Raw genomic sequence first — 16,574 nt, 5'->3', positions numbered from 1 at the left:
CGGCGCGGCACCTCGTCGGGTGCCGCGCCGCCCGCGTATCCGTTGCTCCTGATGTGACGGTGGCCCGGCCTGTGAGCGCAGGCCGGGCCACCGGGACGGGGCGTCAGGTTCGGCCGTCCCCCTGCAACGGCCGCACCCGGTAGGTCAGTTCGCCTGCTTTCCCGGCTGGTCCGCGGGGGCGCCGGCAATCCGCTGTTCGTAGGCGGATCGATCCGCGTCGACGTCGAGGAACACCCGGTCGAGACCGAACCACCGGCGCATCGCCGACGCGACGGGCCGCGGGAACAGCTGCCAGAGCGCGGTTCCCGAGGTCAGTCGCTTCGGGACCACAGCCTGCCTGCGGCCGCGTCGCAGCACAGTCAACACCGCGGCGGCGACCTCCGTCGGCTCGACGGGCCGGGTCAGCGGTCCGGGCTTGGTGCCCGAGATCAGGTCGGTGTTCGTGAACGAGGGCATGATCGTCGACACTCGCACCCCGCGATGCTCGAGTTCGGCGTCGAGTGCGTCACCGAAGCCGACCACCGCGAACTTGGTGCCGGTGTACACCGCCATACCGGGGGCGGGCATCCGGCCCGCCACGGACGCGACGTTGACGATCCGGCCGCCGGAGCGCGTCACCATTCGCCGCGCCGCCGACCGCGCACCGTTCATCACGCCGAGGACGTTGATGTCGATGGCGCGCCGGACGATGTTGTCGTCCTGTTCGAGCACGGACCCGATCGGCATGATGCCCGCGTTGTTGATCCACACGTCGACCGGACCGAGCATCGACTCGACCTCGTCGAGGAAGCTCTCGACGGAGGCGGAGTCGGTGACGTCGAGGCGGACCCCGACGATGCCGAGTTCGTCGGCGGTCAGTGCCGTCTGGGTGGCGTCGACGTCGCCGATCGCGACCTTCGCGCCGGCGTCGCGGAGTGCGCGGGCGGTCGCGCGCCCGATGCCGCGGGCGCCGCCGGTGACGACGGCGACCCGTCCCTCCAGGTCGATTCCCTTCATGCGTGGGTCTCCCTCAACTCTTCGATGGTGTGGCGCAGGACCTTTCCGGAGGACCCGCGGGCGAGCGTCTCGACGAACACGATGTCGCGGGGCATCCGGGACCGCGGCAGCTCGGCCGCGACGTGCGCCCGGACGGTCGCCTCGTCGATGTCGACGCCCTCCGCGCGGACGACGTACGCGCGCAGGCGCTGCCCGAACTCGGCGTCCTCGACGGGGGTGACGGCCGCGTCGGCGATACCCGGGTGGGCGTGCAGGACGATCTCGAGTTCCTCGGGAAAGACGTTCTCGCCACCGGAGACGACCATCGAGTCCGAGCGGCCCGCGACGTACAGCCGTCCCGCGGAGTCGAGATGTCCGCGGTCACCGGTGTCGAGGAATCCGTCGGCCCCGCTGCGGCTGGTGCCGTCGGTGTAGGCCTCGATCTGTCCGGGGGTGCGGACCAGGATCCGGCCCTCGGTTCCGGCGGGGAGTGCAACACCGTTCGCGTCGGCGATGCGCACGGTGTTCCCGACCGGCGGGCGTCCGGCGCAGTCCGGCGCGATGGCGAGATCGTCCGGGGTGGCGATGCTGATGTACGCGGCCTCCGTGGAGCCGTACAGGTTGTGCAGCACCGGGCCGAACACGTCCTGCACCTGCGCGACGAGGGCCGGGTCCAGTCGCGCGCCGCCGCTGGCGACGATCTGCAGGGACGCCAGGTCCGCCGAGCGCACCGCGTCACCGAGGGCGAGAACACGCCGGATCATGGTCGGGACGGCAATGAACGTCGAGCACTCCAGACGTGCGAGGTCGTCGAGTGCGCGTGCGGCGTCGAAGCGGCGGTGCATCACCAGCGTCGAGCCGAGCATGAGGACGAGCACCGCGACGAGCAGGCCCCAGCCGTGGAACACCGGCGCGGACAGCAGCACCCGCTCGTTGCCGCGCAGCGGGATGCGCTGCAGAAGACCGGCGGTCAGCATCAGGGTCTTCGGCTCGCCGCGAGGAGCGCCCTTGGGGATGCCGCTGGTTCCGCTGGTGAGGATCACGAGCGCCGCGGCCTGGGTCGGACGGGGAGGTACGGCGTCGTCACCCGAGGCGATCAGCCGTTCGAGCGCGTCGTCGGGCTGCTCGCCGTCGTACCACGCACACCAGCGCGGTCCGTCGAAGGCGGCTGCGGCCTCGGCGAATTCCGCGTCGTACACGATTGCGTCGAGCTTCTCGCGCTCGGAGACCGCGGCCACCTGACGGGGGCCGAAATCCGAACCGAGCAGCACGACGCGGGCACCGGTCGCGGCTGCACCGCACAGGGTGACGAGGGCGTCGGCGTGGTTGCGGCACTGGATGCCGATGCTGGGCCGGCCGGTCTTGCCACGCAGTTCGGTGCGCAGTGCGTTCGCGAGTTTGTTGGTACGGCGTGCGAATTCGGCGAAGGTCAGCTCACCGCGGTCGTCGATGATCGCGACGCCGGAGTGGACGGCGGCGCAGTATGCCGGCAGTCCGCCGAACGGACCGAGCTGACCGACGCCGCGGGCGCCGGCGGCGAGGGCGCGGGGGCTGTGCCGGAACATGCCCGACTGCCGGAGGATGCCGGCCGCGGTCACCTCGTTCCGCAGCCGGGTCGTCAGTTGTTCGAGGTTCATGCTCGTCCTCACGATCGGTGGGGCAGCGCGAGGCGGACCCGCGTGCTCAGATTCATCGCGCCCAACAGGAGGGAGCGGAAGCGGTCGGGATAGCCGGTCGGCACCCGCTGGGTCGTGACCGTTTGCGGTTCGGTGTAGCGAACGATGCCCTCGCGGCCGTGCCTGCGTCCGACGCCGCTGGTGCGCATGCCGCCCATCGGGGCGTCGAGTGCGGCGATCGCGGACAGGTAGCCGTCGTTGACGTTGACGGCGCCCGCGACGATGCGTGCGGCGATCTCGCTGCCCCGCTTCAGGTCTCGGGTCCAGACGCTGGCGCTGAGTCCGTACTCGCCTTCGTTGGCGCGGGCGACGGCCTCCTCGTCGTTCGCCACGCGGTACACCGACACCACCGGGCCGAACGTCTCCTCCGCGTAGACCGCCATCTCCGGGGTCACATCGGTGAGCACGGTCGGCTCGTGGAACAGGGGACCGAGGTCGGGCCTGCGACGACCGCCGGTCGCCACGGTGGCGCCCTTCGCGACGGCGTCCTCGACGTGCGCGGTCGTGGCGTCGAGCTGACGCTGCGAGGTCAGCGACCCCATGTCCACGTCGTACGTGTAGGTGGAGCCGAGCCGGATCGCCGCGGCCCGTTCGACCAGGGCGGCGACGAACCGGTGGTACACGGCGTCGTGGACGAAGATGCGCTCGATGCCGATGCACATCTGGCCGGCGTTCGAGAAGCACGCCTGGACGGCTCCGGTCGCGGCGGCGGCGACGTCCGCGTCGGCGCGGACGATCATCGCGTTCTTGCCGCCGAGTTCCAGCGACGCACCGATCAGCCGGTCCGCGCAGCGCCGGGCGATGTCGCGGCCGGTGGCAGTGGAACCGGTGAAGCACAGGTAGTCGACCGCGTCGATCACGGCGGGGCCGATGAGCCTGCCGGGACCTGCGACGACCTGCCACACGTCGGCGGGAATCCCGGCGTCCACGGCGAGTTTCCGGGCCAGCAGCAGCGTCAGTGGCGCCTGCGAGTCGGCCTTGCTGAGCACCGCATTGCCTGCGACGAGGGCCGGAATGACGTCGCCGACCGCGAGGAACAGCGGATAGTTCCACGGCGCGATGACACCGACGAGACCCTTCGGTCGGTACCCGACGCGTGCGCCCACGACGCCGGGCAGCGCGGTCGTCGCGCGACGTTCGCGCAGGTGCCCGGCACCGTGGCGGCCGTAGTAGACGGCCACCGAGATGACACCCTGGACCTCGATCGCGGCATGGACACGGGCCTTGCCGGTTTCCCACTGCATGAGGTCGCACAACACGTCGTTGCTCGCGATCAGCGCGCGGGCGAATCGGCGCACGGCTGCGGCTCGTTCGGTGACGGGAGTCCGGGCCCACCGCTCCTGAGCGGCGCGGGCCGAGGCCGCGGTGGCGGCGACGGCGCCGGCGTCGGACTGCGACACGGCGGGCAGTGGCGTGCCGGTGAACGGCGCGACGGCGCGGTGCACGGTTCCGGTCTCGGGAAGCTGCGCTCGCAGGGTGTCGATCAGTCGGGCGTCGACCGAGGCGGGGTACTGGGCGGCCGGTGGGTCGTCGGTCGGTCGGGTGGTGAGGGTCACGGGCGGGCTCCTCGGCGTGAGGTGAGTGCGGGGAGAGAGGTGTGGCCGGACGGCGTCAACCCGCATGCGGCGGCGTCGGCGCATGCGGTGAGGTGGTTCCCGGAGATCCGGGTGGTGAGAGGTGCTACCAGACGAGGCGGGCGAGGAAGCGGTCGGCGTACTGCCGCACCGCATCCTGATCCGAGATGTCCAGCTGCCCTTGAGGATTGAGCATCAGCGACACGGCGATGCGAACCAGCAGTTCGGACACAGCGGCCAGGTCCTCGTCGGACATCGTCGCCCCGCTGCGGCGCAGCGTGCTCGCGACCTGCGTGGCGGCCTGGACGATCGGCGCGCCGTCGGTCCTGTTCGTGAGACCGAGGATCAGCTCCGGTTCGCTCTCCAGGATCCGCGCCACGAGCGGCATCTCCTGGGTGAGGCGAACACCCCGCGTGAAGCACTCCACCACGGCGCCGCGCGGATCCCGGTCGGCGGCGACCCGGTCCAGCGCCGCGAAGAACGTCGCGGTGTCGCGCAACACCAACATCTCCACCAGCGCGTCCTTGTTCGGGAAGCGCCGGTAGAGGGTGCTGCGGGAGATTCCGGCCCGCCGCGCGATGTCGTCCATGTTGGTGCGCCGGATTCCGTACCGCTCGAACTCCTCGCGCGCGGCGTCGAGCATCACCGTCTCGGGGGAGACGGATGTCGTCGTCGCTGTCATGGTCGACTCGGGGCGTTCGATCGGAGTGGGCATCGAAGGCAGCATATCGACAGTCGCCGGTCACGTCGGGAACTACCTACAGTGCGCGGAGGCGCACGGGCAGGCGGTCCTTGGGGACGGGCAGCGTGGAGTTGTCCAGCTTCCACACGTAGTCCTCGGGCACGGACCACTCGTACCGCAGAAGCAGGTTGTGCATGACCGTCTTGATCTCCATCTGCGCGAAGTACAGGCCGATGCACTTGTGCACACCGCCGCCGAACGGCATCCACGCGTACCGGTGCACCTTGTCCTCGGCGCGCTCCGGCGAGAAGCGGTCGGGGTCGAAGTGCTCCGGGTCCTTCCACAGTGCGGGGTTGTGGTGGTTGACGAGGTTGATCGCCGACACATACGTGCCCTTCGGGACGAAGTGGCCGTCGATCTCCGTGTCCTCGATCGCGCGCCGGGGAAGCCCGGGCACCGGGGAGTTCAGCCGCAGCGACTCCTTCATGATCCGGTCCAGCACGGTGAACTCGTCGAGGGTGTCGTAGGAGATGTCGGGCGGAAGCCCCTGCGACTGCTCCCGGGCCCTGCGCTGCCACTCGGGGTGCTTCGCCATGTAGTAGACCATCGTGGTCAGCGTGATCGTCGAGGTGTCGTGCGCCGCCATCAGCACGAAGATCATGTGGTTGACGACGTCCTCGTCGGTGAACGTGTCCCCGTCCTCGGACTTCGCGTGGCACAGCACCGAGAACAGGTCGGGGGTGACCGATGCGCGTTTGGCCGGCAGGTGCTCGTAGAAGAAGTCCTCGAGCACCTTGCGTCCCCGGAGCCCGCGGGCCCACTTGGTGCCCGGAATGTCCTTGCGAATCAAGGAGAGTCCGGCGTCGACGCAGTCGATGAAGGCCTTGTTGATCCGGTCGGCTTCCGCCCGCGGCAGGTCCATGCCCAGGAAGATCTCGAGCGCCAGGTCGAGGGTGACCTGCTTGAGTTCCTTGAGCATCCGCACGTCGTCGCCGACGGGCAGGTTCGCCACCCGATCCTTGAGCATGGGCTGCATGTCCTGGAGGTAGCCCTTGAGATGGGTGGGGTTGAACGCCTCCTGCATGATCCGCCGGTGGTGACGGTGCTCGGAGAAGTCCATCAGGATGATCCCGCGACGGAAGAACGGACCGATGAGGAACCCCCACGCGGGCTCGTTCGCGAACGCCTTCTTCTTGTTGATCGCGATCTCTTCGGAACCGCCCGGAGTGAGCGGGATGACGAACTTGAGCCCGAACGAGTTCATGTAGGTGATGTCGCCGAACTGGGCACGGCGCTGCGCGACCATGGTGATCGGGTCCCTGAAGAAGCGCAGCACCTCGACCACCCCGGGGTGGCCGGTGCCGTAGATCGGCTTCAGGTCGCTCCCCGCCGGAGGCGGTGCCAACAGCTTGCGGGTCATGTGGTGACTCCTGGAATTTCGTTGTGGCGCTGGAATGCTCAGGCGGGGGCGTTGAACAGCGGTCGCGGGTCGACGCCGACGCGCTGCCATGCCTCGCGCGCCCACGGCAGGTACAGCACTCGCATCGGGAGCTTGTTGAACACGGGGTTCAGTGCACGCATGACCTTCGCGAAACGCTGGAAGCTCTTCTCCTTCCGGCCGTCCCACTCGAGTCCGCACACCTCGCGCATCTGCGGCGGCAGCGTGCCGACGACGATGGTGCGGGCGAAGGCGTTCAGCGGCGCCGACAGCACACGCCACACCGGCGCGGGGATCTGGCGCGGACCGGGAATGCCCTTGCGGATGTATCCGGTGGCGTAGGTGATCGTCTTCGTCGGGACGAAACGGTCGAGCATGCCGTCCCAGTACTCGAGGAACTCCTCGTAGGTCTGCGGCTGGTTGCGCGCGCTCACACCGTAGAGCTGGTACCAGAGCTTGCCCTCTTCGAAGATCTGCACCTTCTCGTCGTACGAGAGCCGGCGGATGAAGGTGTCGGTGATGTACAGCACCTGGTCGACGAAGGTGGCGTGCGCCCAGTAGAAGAGCTCGGGGTTGAGTGCGTGGTAGCGCGAGCCGTCGGAGATCGTTCCCTTGATCGGCTTGTGGAAGTCGCGCACCGTTCGGCCCCACTTGTGGGGGTCCTCGCTGTAGACGGTCTTCATGATCGGCGGACCGCTGCGGCGGGCCCGGCCGAGAGTGTCGGAGAAGATCACCGAGTGGTCCTCGACCGCTTTGCCGAGCTGCTCGATGCAGTTCTCCGTGCCGGCCAGTCGCTGGAAGCCGAGCACTCCACGGATGTCGCCGTAGAACTTCCACACCAGCGAGTCGGGCCCGAGGCGCAGGTCCGGGTCCAGGTCGTCGACGGGCATGGGAACCGCTTCGCGGATGCCCTGGTCGAACGACAGTGAGGCGGACCCCTCGACTGCCTCGCCGGTGGATTCGTGGGTTGACGTCATCCGAGCTCCTGTCGCGTAGGACGTTGGAACAAAGTCATATCTCTGTGTCACAAGTTGATGTGACAGACGGTATCAACGTGGCCGCCCTCACACAAGACGCGGTGCCCGAAACGCAGCCGACCTCGCCGGGCGGGTGCCTGGCGAGGTCGGTGCGGAGTTGCAGCGGGGGCTCTGCGTGCCTGGTCAGATCGCGAATCTGCCCGCGAACGCGCGGAGCGGCAGATCGGCGCTCGTCACGATCCCGGGCGGCGCGGCGACGACCGACCGGATTGAGTTGAGGACGGGCAGGCCGGTCACCGACATGCCGATCGAGGCGAATGCGGCGGGCGACGAGAAGTCGGTGCCCGGCTTGGGGAGCACCATGTGCTTGCTGTAGATGCAGGGGTCGCCCTGGATCTTCGTGATGTAGCAGCCCTTGACGTCCCACTTCGGCTCGGTCTGCGGCGTCATCTGCCATTCGATGTGGGACTCGATGCGCGGGATGCCGTCGACCATGCCCTGGTACTTGACGTAGCTGCCGCCGAGCGAGCCCTTCGGCAGCTGGTACCAGCCGAGGTCGACGTCCTTGGTGCAGGCGCCCAGTTCGGCGGAGAACGTCACCTCGTCGAGTTCGAGATCGAAACAGTCGGCCATCAGGTACACCGAGTCCGCGAAGACGCTCGTGTACTTCTCCAGGGAGGCGGGGATCGTCGGGTCGTCCACCGGACGGCCGTAGCCGACCGCCTTCCACGTGTCGACAGAGTGGTGGCACGAGACGTCCACCGATTCGATGACGGTGACGTTCTCGATGTCCGCGACGTCCGCGGTGTGCACGATGCCGAGGATCTGGTTCAGTCCGGGATTCATGCCGGTGCCGTAGAACGTGGAACCGCCGCGCGTGCAGGCGTCCGCGAGGAGATCGCTGACCTTCCGGCCCGACGGGTGCGGATGGTTGCGGTCACGGTGGTGTCCGGTGATCCAGTCGGCGGTGGTGACGATGTCGATCCCGGCTTCGAGAACCTCGATGTAGAGGTCCTCGTCCGGGAAGACGCCGTGGAAGGTCATCACGTCGGGTTCGGCGGCGATGATCTCCGCCACCGAGCCCGTTGCGACGACGCCGTTCGGGGCCAGGCCGGCGAGTTCGCCGGAGTCACAGCCGATCTTCTCCGGCGAGTAGCAGTGGACGCCGACCAGTTCGAGGTCGGGATGCGTGGCGATGCGCTTGATCATCTCGGTGCCGAGGTTGCCGGTCGCCACCTGGAACACTCGGATGGGTCGCTGCGGGTTCGTCATTGCCTGCTCGCTCCTATGGCGTCGGTGTACGCGGAATCTGCTGTGGGGGAGTCGTTCTCGTTCTCGGTTCCCGGGTAGAACCGGGTCGCCCAGTTGCGCAGCGCAGTGAAGCCCGGGTACTCGCCGCGCGAAAACGCGCCCGGGGAGGCATAGCGCTGGTGGGACCAGATGTGGATGTCGGCCTCGAACTGCTCGATGACGCCCTGAGCGAACCGGTCGGCGCGCTCGGGGTCCGGTGCGCCCCCGTCTTTCGGTGACCTCCCGATCCACACGGTGAACCGGACGTCGCAGGTGCTGTCGTCGACCGGGGTGACCGCCGAGATGGTGCGGTTGTCGATCATGCCCCAGCTCTTGGTCACCGCGACCCCGAGTCCGGCGTTGATCGCGTTGACGCCACTGTGGATGTCCGCGACCGATGTCTCGCCGGCCACCGAGTTGTCGAAGGTGATGGTGAAGTCCACGTAGGAGACCGGTTCGTCGAAGTCGTGGCGAGTGAACACCGGCACGATCGGGACCTTGTGCACGTAGGTGAAGTGGGCGAAGTCGACGCCGTTCTCCAGGACGTACTGGGGGTGCAGCTCGAGTTGTTCGCGGTACAGCGTTCCTCTCGGGTGCGCAGGGTGGTAGTCGGCGGCCGTGCGGCCGTCGTCGAATCCGGTGAACACGTCGGGGACGTCGAAGTACGGCTCGCGGCGCGCCGCGTCGTGCCAGATGTAGATCGACTCGTTGCGCTCGACCACGGGATAGGTGCGGATGCGGCGCCCACGATTCGGGTGCTTCTCGTACGGGATGCATACGTTGTGCCCCTGCGTGTTCCACTGCCAGCCGTGGAAGGGGCAGACGATGTTCTCGCCGTCCACGGTGCCGCCGTGCCCGAGGTGCGCGCCGAGGTGTTCGCAGTAGGCGTCCATCACCGTCACGGCGCCGGAGGTCGTCCGCCAGGCGATCATCTCGCGATCGAAGTAGTGCATGCGGTGAACGGCGCCGACGCCGACCTCCGCAGACCACGCCACCTGGAACCAGCCGGTCGGGTTCATCGGGAGGGTGGGTTTGGCCATGATCGTCCTCTCCTGCAGGCCGGTGGGCCGGTCGTGGACTGTGATGCCGAAAATCATAGACACCTCTGTGAAACTGCGAGGGCAATCGCGCGAACTACTACGATCAGCGGATATGACCACAGCGGACGCGGCGGGCAGACGGGCGAACCGGCGTGGCTCGGCGACCCGGGAGAACATGCTCGCGGCCGCGCTGACGGCGCTCGCGACCGGTGATCCGGCGGCCGTGTCCGCCAACCGCATCGCGAAGGAGGCGGGCGCGACCTGGGGAGCGGTGAAGTACCAGTTCGGCGACGTCGACGGTCTCTGGGCGGCGGTGCTGCACCGCACGGCCGAGCGGCGCGGTGACCTGCCGTTCACGGGCGGCACGACGGCCTCGCTCCGGGAGCGCGTGGTCGGGCTCGTCGAGACGATGTACGCGGGCCTCCTCGCCCCGGACTCGCGCGCGATCGAGAATCTGCGAGCGGCACTTCCGCGCGACCACTCCGAACTCGAACGGGCGTTCCCCCGGACGGCTGCCGAACTGGTGTCCTGGCGGGGGAGTTGGGCGGCATTGTGTCAGAAGGCGTTTGCCGACCTCGACGTCGATCCGGTCCGGGTCGAGGAGATTGCGGCCTTCATTCCGGGTGCGATGCGCGGCATCGTCTCGGAGCATCAGCTCGGTACGTACTCCGACCTCGGTGTTGCCAGGCGCGGGCTGGCGAACGCGATCGTTGCCTATCTCGAACGGTGATCACAGTTCGGTGGCGGCGGTGGCCGTTGAATGTTACTGGCTGGTAATTTGAGGTCGGACATCCGACGAAAGGGCCGATCCGTGACCGTGCAGCTGTTCAACCCGAACACCTACGACCCGCAGGAATTCGATCCGGAGACCCGCAGGCTGCTGCGCGCCACCATCGACTGGTTCGAGGCCCGGGGCAAGCAGCAGGTCCTCGAGGACGACCTCGAAGCGGTGTGGCCCGCGGACTTCCTCGACTTCGTCCGCCGTGAGAAGTTGTTCGCCACCTTCCTCACCCCGGCCGAGTTCGCCGACGGCGACCCCAACCGCCGCTGGGACGCCGCTCGCAACGCCGCGCTGAGCGAGATTCTCGGCTTCTACGGCCTGGCCTACTGGTACGCGTGGCAGGTCACCGTTCTCGGTCTCGGCCCGATCTGGATGAGCGACAACGTCGATGCCAAGCGCCGCGCCGCGCAGCAGCTCGTCGACGGCGAGGTGATGGCGTTCGGGCTGTCGGAGCGCGATCACGGTGCCGATGTGTACTCGACCGACATGCTGCTCACCGCCACCTTGGACGACGACGGCGTGGCCTTCCGGGCCACAGGCGAGAAGTACTACATCGGCAACGGCAACGTGGCGGGCATGGTGTCGGTGTTCGGTCGCCGCACCGACATCGACGGACCCGAGGGCTACGTCTTCTTCGTCGTCGACAGCAGGCACCCGAACTACAACCTGCTCGGCAACGTGCTGCGTGCTCAGATGTACGTCAGCACCTTCCGGCTCGAGGACTACCCGGTGCGCGAGGAGGACATCCTGCACACCGGTGTCGCTGCGTTCGAGGCCGCACTCAACACTGTGAACGTCGGCAAGTTCAACCTGTGCACCGGTTCCACCGGCATCGCCGAGCACGCGTTCTTCGAGTCGATCACCCATGCGCACAACCGGATTCTGTACGGCAACCCCGTCACCGATTTCGCGCACGTCCGGGCGAACTTCGTCGACGCGTACTCGCGGACCCTCGCGATGAAGCTGTTCAGCGCGCGCGCCGTCGACTACTTCCGCAGCGCATCCCTCGACGACCGGCGCTACCTGCTGTTCAACCCGATGACCAAGTCCAAGGTGACGATGGAAGGTGAGAAGGTCGTCGCGCTCCTGCACGACGTCATCGCGGCGAAGGGCTACGAGAAGAACACCTACTTCCAGGAGGCGGCGCGCTACATCGGCACGCTGCCCAAGCTGGAGGGGACGGTGCACGTCAACGTCGGACTCGTGCTCAAGTTCCTGCCGAACTACCTGTTCGCGCCCATCGAGCGTCCCGAGGTCGGAACCCGCACCGACGCCGCGGACGACGTCTTCTTCTGGAACCAGGGCCCGACGCGCGGCGCCGCGAAGGTTCAGTTCGCCGACTGGACGCAGGTCTACACCCGCTTCGCCGACGTCCCGAACGTCGCCCGGTTCTTCGAGCAGGCGCAGGGGCTGAAGGTGCTGCTGACCGCGGCGGCACCGGACGAGGCGCAGCGCGACGACCTCGATTTCATGCTCGCGGTCGGGCACCTGTTCTCGCAGGTCGTGTACGGCCAGCTGATCCTCGAGCAGGCCGAACTCACGGGCGTGGACCGCGCCACCGTCGACCAGATCTTCGACTTCCAGGTGCGGGACTTCTCCGCTCAGGCGGTCGCGCTGCACGGCAAGTCGTCCTCGACGCCCGCGCAGCAGGAGTGGGCGCTCGGTGCGATCCGCAAGCCCGAGGTCGACTCCGAGCGTTTCGCGCGGATGTGGGATCGGGTCGTCGAGCAGGACGGCGCCTACGAGATGCGGGCCTGACCTGGGCGGCTGAACCGCGGTCACGCCGCCGCGATTCGTGATCGAATGCCACCGGCACCAATTTGCTGGACACCTTGCCATACAGGTGTCTGGACAATAGTGTCGGTGGCATTCGAGCTATGGCTGAGGAGACACGGTGGAGTTTGGCATCACTCTGTTCACGAGCGATCGCGGGATCACCCCCGCGGCGGCGGCGAAGGCGGTGGAGCGGTTCGGCTTCGACTCGTTCTACGTCCCCGAGCACACGCACATCCCGGTTCGCCGGGACGCTGCGCACCCGCAGACCGGGGACGAGTCCCTCCCCGACGACCGTTACATGCGCACCCTCGACCCGTGGGTGGCGCTCGGGACGGCCGCGTCGGTGACGGAGCGGGTTCGGCTGGGCACCGCGGTGGCCCTTCCCGTCGAGCACGACCCGATCACCCTGGCGAAGACCATCGCCTCCCTCGACCACCTGTCCGGTGGCCGGGTGACGCTCGGCGTCGGCTTCGGCTGGAACCTGGACGAACTCACCGACCACGGCGTTCCGATCAAGAAGCGCCGGACGATGCTCCGCGAGTACATCGAGGGCATGCAGGCACTGTGGTCGCAGGAGGAAGCCTCCTACGAGGGCGAGTTCCTGAGCTTCGGCCCCAGCTGGGCGTGGCCGAAAACGATTCAGCAGCCGCGTGTTCCGGTGATCGTCGGCGCCGCGGGCAACGAGAAGAACTTCAAGTGGATCGCCCGTGCGGCCGACGGCTGGATGACCACTCCGATCGAGCAGGACATCGAGGACAACGTCCTGCTCCTCCGTAAGATCTGGGCCGAGGCAGGGCGGGAGGGCTCACCGCGCATCGTCATCCTCGACCGCAAGCCGGTGCCCGAGAAGCTCTCGCGCTGGGCGGATCTCGGCGTGGACGAGGTGATCTACGGTATGCCCGACGCCGACGAGGAGACCGTCGTGGCCTACCTCGACAAGCTCGCGGGCAAGCTCGGTCGCACACCCGCCGTCAACTGATCGGACCCTGCCGCATCGGTGCCCGGGCGGATTCCGTCCGGGCACCGTGTGTCTCACCCTCACGCGAGAAGGAGACGCGTACATGGCGCACTTCGTGACCCGCTTCGACTTCCGGGCGCCCGGCTACTCGCCGGAGGAGCGGAGCCGTCAGTTCGCGGTCGCGCTGGACCAGGCAGCGTACGTCGACACCCAGGGCCACACGGCGATCACGCTGTCCGAGCATCACGGGTCTGACGATGGCTACCTGCCGAGTCCACTGATCGTGGCCTCGGCCTTCGCCGCCCGTACCGCTCGCATCCCGATCTCCGTCGCGGCACTCGTCGTCAATCTGTACGACCCGATCCGCCTCGCCGAGGACGTCGCCGTACTCGACCACGTCAGCGGCGGGCGCGTGACCTACACGATCGGACTGGGCTACCGGCCGGAGGAGTATGCGCTGTTCGGCCGTCCCTGGGCCACCCGGGCCCGCGACCTCGAGGCGGTCGTGGAGTCCATGTTCGACGCATGGGCGAGCGGCCGTGTCACTCCCGCGCCGTTGACGAAGCCGCACCCGGTGATGTTCTACGGAGGAGGCGTGCCCGCGGCGGCGCGTCGCGCGGCCCGGTTGGGTCTGCACTTCCAGCCCGAGGTCGCCGACCGGGAGCTGAAGCGGCTGTACGTGCAGGAGTGCCGGGCGCACGGGCGCGAACCGGGACTCGTCCTGTCGCCGCCGCCCGGCCCCGCGACGGTGTTCTGTGCGACCGATCCCGACGAGTTCTGGGCGAAGTACGGCCACCATCTGCTCGCCGACGCCCTCGCATACCGGGCCTGGATTGGTGATCGCGAGTCCCACGTGAAGGACTCTTCGACCACGGTCGACGAACTCCGCGTGGCCGGCGGATATCGCGTGTTCACGCCCGACGACCTGATCGACGCGTGCCGATCGGGCGAGGTTCGGGTGGTGACGAGCCACCCCCTGTGTGGCGGCATGCCGGAGGAACCGGCCTGGGAGAGTCTGCGTCTCATCAGTGAGGTCGTGCGTCCCGCGGTGGTGTGACGACCGCTCGCTCCCGTCCCCTTCCGTACCTCGTCGCGCACCCATCCCCTCCCTGCGCTGGTGACACCTGCTCTCATGCTTGACAGTGACTGTCACATTGCGAGAGTCTGTCACCAGTCGAACGGTGGGAGGGTGACATGTCGTTGCGCGAGCGTCAGCGAGCGTTGGTGCGTGCGGAGATCCAGCGGGTGGCGTTCGCACTGTTCGCCCGCGACGGGTTCGACGCGGTGACGACCGATCAGATCGCCGCGGAGGCGGGCATCTCGCCGAGCACCTATTTTCGTCACGTGCGCAGCAAGGAGGATCTGCTCCTCGATCCGGTGCGCGAAGGTGGTGCAGGCATCGTCGCGTTGCTCGACGAACGCCCGCGCGACGAACCCGCGGATGTGGCTCTCTCGCAATCGATCCTGACGCGCACCGGTGCCGTCGCGGTCGCGGAGGTGGAACAGTGGCGGGCCGCGTTCCGGACCGCGCCTCACCTGCTCGACCGGGTCGCGCTCATCACACCGGAACATCGGACGCGGCTCGTCGAACTCGTCGCCGAGCGGATGTCGGTCGATCCCGACGCCGACAGCAACCCGGGTCTACTGGTGCACCTGATGCTCGCTGCCGCCGAGTTCGGCTACCTGCAGTGGCTGCGCGACACGGGTTCGCGCGGCGCGTCACTGCCCGTCTGCGTCGAGGGCGCCCTGGTGGCCGTCCTCGGCGAGCGGTGGCGCACCACTTCCTGACTCACTCGAATCGGAGAATGGCATGAAGAGTGGTACCGAATCAGTCTGTGACACGGTCGATGTGGTGGTGGTCGGATCGGGCGCGGGCGGGATGGCCGCGGCCATCACCGCGGCGCGCGCCGGGTTGAGCGTGGTCGTCGTCGAGAAGTCCGAGTACTGGGGCGGGTCCTCTGCCCGGTCGGGCGGCGGGGTGTGGGTGCCCGGCAACTCGGTCCTGCGTGGGCAGGCCCCACCCGACGATCTCGAATCGGCGCGCTCCTACCTGACGAGCATCGTCGGCGACACCGGCGACCGTGCGCGCATCGACACGTACATCGACCGAGGTCACGAGGCGCTCGACTTCCTCATCGCGAACTCGGCGCTGGACCTCGAATGGGTCAGCGGGTACTCGGACTACTTTCCGGAAGCGCCCGGTGGCCGCGTCACGGGACGTTCCTGCGAGCCGAGGCCGTTCGACGGCCGCGAACTCGGCGACGATCTCGCGACCCTCCACCCGTCGTACACCAAAGCGCCGCTCGGAGTCGTCGTCAAGCAGTCCGACTACCGGTGGCTGAGCACCGGACTGCGGCACTGGCGGGGCCCGCAGCGGATGCTCGCCGTCGGAACGCGCACCCTGTGGGGTCGGGTCCGTCGCAGGAAACTGCTCGGCCTGGGTTCGGCACTGATGGGACAGCTGATGGTGGGCGTTCGCGATGCCGGCGTCCCGGTTCGGCTGGGCACCGCGATGGCGGAGCTCGTCACCGAGGGTGACCGGGTCGTCGGGGTCGTCGTCGACGACGGCCGGACCACGAGTGCGCTGCGTGCACGCCGCGGGGTGGTACTCGCGTGCGGCGGCTTCGACCACAACACGGCGATGCGGTTGCAGTACCAGCGGGATCCGGTCGACACCGCGTGGAGTCTCGGCGCACCGACCAACACCGGCGACGGGATCACTGCGGGACTGGCGGTCGGTACGACCGTCTCGTGCATGGACGACGCCTGGTGGGCTCCGTCCGTTCCGCTGCCGAACGGACCGTGGTTCGCCCTGGCGGAACGCTCGCTTCCCCGGAGCCTGATGGTCAACGAGCGCGGTGAGCGCTTCATGAACGAGTCGCTGCCGTACGTCGAGGCAACCCACCGCATGTTCGGCGGTCCGTTCGGGCAGGGCGACGGCCCGGCCGAGAACCTGCCCGCCTGGCTGGTATTCGACCAGACCTATCGGAACCGCTACATGTTCGCCGGGATCCCCGCCCGGCAACCGCTGCCCCGGTCGTGGCAGCGCTCCGGAGCGATCACCAGCGCGCGGACACTCGGCGAACTGGCCGAGAAGATCGGTGTTCCCGCGGATGCACTGACCGCGACGGTCGAGCGGTTCAACGCACACGCACGCTCGGGTCACGACCCGGACTTCGGCCGCGGCGAGAGTCGGTACGACCACTACGGCGACATCACCAACAAGCCGAATCCCAGCCTGGGGGAGTTGACCGAGGGGCCGTTCCATGCGGCGCGGATGGTGCCGGGCGACCTCGGGACCAAGGGCGGTATCGACACGGACTGCGCGGCACGGGCACTGCGGGCCGACGGCACCGTGATCGAGGGCCTGTACGCGGTGGGCAACACGAGTGCGCCCGTCATGGGGC

Annotated in this window: 14 protein-coding genes; 6 read left to right on the top strand and 8 right to left on the bottom strand. The window is 68.3% G+C overall.

Annotated features, from left to right (window positions below):
• Window positions 1-144: 144 nt before the first annotated feature.
• The 8 genes from ACFSJG_RS18665 to ACFSJG_RS18630 form a co-directional block, all read right to left on the bottom strand.
• Window positions 145-996 (bottom strand): SDR family oxidoreductase, encoded by an 852-nt coding sequence (locus ACFSJG_RS18665; RefSeq protein WP_378486722.1) that lies wholly within the window; start codon window positions 994-996, stop codon window positions 145-147.
• Entirely contained in the window at window positions 993-2,612 is a 1,620-nt protein-coding gene (locus ACFSJG_RS18660) for an AMP-binding protein (protein WP_378486721.1), read from the bottom strand. The genes ACFSJG_RS18665 and ACFSJG_RS18660 overlap by 4 nt, the downstream gene beginning before the upstream one ends.
• An 8-nt stretch (window positions 2,613-2,620) precedes the next feature.
• Window positions 2,621-4,207, bottom strand: a complete 1,587-nt coding sequence (locus ACFSJG_RS18655; protein ID WP_378486720.1) for a succinic semialdehyde dehydrogenase — start codon at window positions 4,205-4,207, stop codon at window positions 2,621-2,623.
• 124 nt (window positions 4,208-4,331) lie between these two features.
• The gene (locus ACFSJG_RS18650; RefSeq protein ID WP_378486719.1) at window positions 4,332-4,940 is read right to left on the bottom strand and encodes a TetR/AcrR family transcriptional regulator; all 609 of its coding nucleotides are present in this window, start codon (window positions 4,938-4,940) and stop codon (window positions 4,332-4,334) included.
• Between the two features lie 43 nt (window positions 4,941-4,983).
• Window positions 4,984-6,327, bottom strand: coding sequence for a cytochrome P450 (locus ACFSJG_RS18645; RefSeq protein ID WP_378486718.1), 1,344 nt, complete (start codon window positions 6,325-6,327; stop codon window positions 4,984-4,986).
• 38 nt (window positions 6,328-6,365) lie between these two features.
• Window positions 6,366-7,322 (bottom strand): oxygenase MpaB family protein, encoded by a 957-nt coding sequence (locus ACFSJG_RS18640; RefSeq protein ID WP_378486717.1) that lies wholly within the window; start codon window positions 7,320-7,322, stop codon window positions 6,366-6,368.
• 183 nt (window positions 7,323-7,505) lie between these two features.
• Complete coding sequence (locus ACFSJG_RS18635; RefSeq protein ID WP_378486716.1) at window positions 7,506-8,594, bottom strand: NAD(P)H-dependent amine dehydrogenase family protein; 1,089 nt, start codon at window positions 8,592-8,594, stop codon at window positions 7,506-7,508.
• Complete coding sequence (locus ACFSJG_RS18630; protein WP_378486872.1) at window positions 8,591-9,652, bottom strand: Rieske 2Fe-2S domain-containing protein; 1,062 nt, start codon at window positions 9,650-9,652, stop codon at window positions 8,591-8,593. Before ACFSJG_RS18630 ends, ACFSJG_RS18635 begins: the two co-directional genes overlap by 4 nt.
• A gap of 112 nt (window positions 9,653-9,764) precedes the next feature.
• On the opposite strand from ACFSJG_RS18630, the gene ACFSJG_RS18625 reads away from it, so the two are divergent.
• The 6 genes from ACFSJG_RS18625 to kstD all read left to right on the top strand — a co-directional run.
• On the top strand, window positions 9,765-10,382 hold the full coding sequence (locus tag ACFSJG_RS18625; RefSeq protein ID WP_378486715.1) for a TetR/AcrR family transcriptional regulator: 618 nt from the start codon (window positions 9,765-9,767) through the stop codon (window positions 10,380-10,382).
• Between the two features lie 81 nt (window positions 10,383-10,463).
• Window positions 10,464-12,191, top strand: a complete 1,728-nt coding sequence (locus tag ACFSJG_RS18620; RefSeq protein ID WP_378486714.1) for an acyl-CoA dehydrogenase family protein — start codon at window positions 10,464-10,466, stop codon at window positions 12,189-12,191.
• Window positions 12,192-12,327: 136 nt separating this feature from the next.
• Window positions 12,328-13,188, top strand: a complete 861-nt coding sequence (locus ACFSJG_RS18615; protein ID WP_378486713.1) for an LLM class F420-dependent oxidoreductase — start codon at window positions 12,328-12,330, stop codon at window positions 13,186-13,188.
• Between the two features lie 82 nt (window positions 13,189-13,270).
• A complete protein-coding gene (locus tag ACFSJG_RS18610) occupies window positions 13,271-14,224 on the top strand; it encodes an LLM class flavin-dependent oxidoreductase (protein ID WP_378486712.1) in 954 nt (317 codons plus the stop codon).
• Window positions 14,225-14,361: 137 nt separating this feature from the next.
• Complete coding sequence (locus ACFSJG_RS18605; RefSeq protein WP_378486711.1) at window positions 14,362-14,955, top strand: TetR/AcrR family transcriptional regulator; 594 nt, start codon at window positions 14,362-14,364, stop codon at window positions 14,953-14,955.
• A 22-nt stretch (window positions 14,956-14,977) separates the two neighbouring features.
• Window positions 14,978-16,574 (top strand): 3-oxosteroid 1-dehydrogenase (kstD, locus tag ACFSJG_RS18600; protein WP_378486710.1); only part of this gene is annotated, 1,597 nt, incomplete at its 3' end.

Origin of the sequence: Rhodococcus gannanensis (genome assembly GCF_042681175.1) — a bacterium.
GTDB classification, from domain to species: domain Bacteria; phylum Actinomycetota; class Actinomycetes; order Mycobacteriales; family Mycobacteriaceae; genus Rhodococcus_G; species Rhodococcus_G gannanensis.
Note: the sequence above shows the minus strand (reverse complement) of the source record. Positions and strands in the feature narration are given on the sequence as shown.

Coding starts and splice junctions, on each gene's coding strand:
- ACFSJG_RS18625 (WP_378486715.1), top strand. CDS start 9,765: ATGACCACAGCGGACGCGGCGGGCAGACGGGCGAACCGGCGTGGCTCG.
- ACFSJG_RS18605 (WP_378486711.1), top strand. CDS start 14,362: ATGTCGTTGCGCGAGCGTCAGCGAGCGTTGGTGCGTGCGGAGATCCAG.
- ACFSJG_RS18665 (WP_378486722.1), bottom strand. CDS start 996: ATGAAGGGAATCGACCTGGAGGGACGGGTCGCCGTCGTCACCGGCGGC.
- ACFSJG_RS18610 (WP_378486712.1), top strand. CDS start 13,271: ATGGCGCACTTCGTGACCCGCTTCGACTTCCGGGCGCCCGGCTACTCG.
- ACFSJG_RS18640 (WP_378486717.1), bottom strand. CDS start 7,322: ATGACGTCAACCCACGAATCCACCGGCGAGGCAGTCGAGGGGTCCGCC.
- ACFSJG_RS18645 (WP_378486718.1), bottom strand. CDS start 6,327: ATGACCCGCAAGCTGTTGGCACCGCCTCCGGCGGGGAGCGACCTGAAG.
- ACFSJG_RS18660 (WP_378486721.1), bottom strand. CDS start 2,612: ATGAACCTCGAACAACTGACGACCCGGCTGCGGAACGAGGTGACCGCG.
- ACFSJG_RS18635 (WP_378486716.1), bottom strand. CDS start 8,594: ATGACGAACCCGCAGCGACCCATCCGAGTGTTCCAGGTGGCGACCGGC.
- ACFSJG_RS18630 (WP_378486872.1), bottom strand. CDS start 9,652: ATGGCCAAACCCACCCTCCCGATGAACCCGACCGGCTGGTTCCAGGTG.
- ACFSJG_RS18650 (WP_378486719.1), bottom strand. CDS start 4,940: ATGCCCACTCCGATCGAACGCCCCGAGTCGACCATGACAGCGACGACG.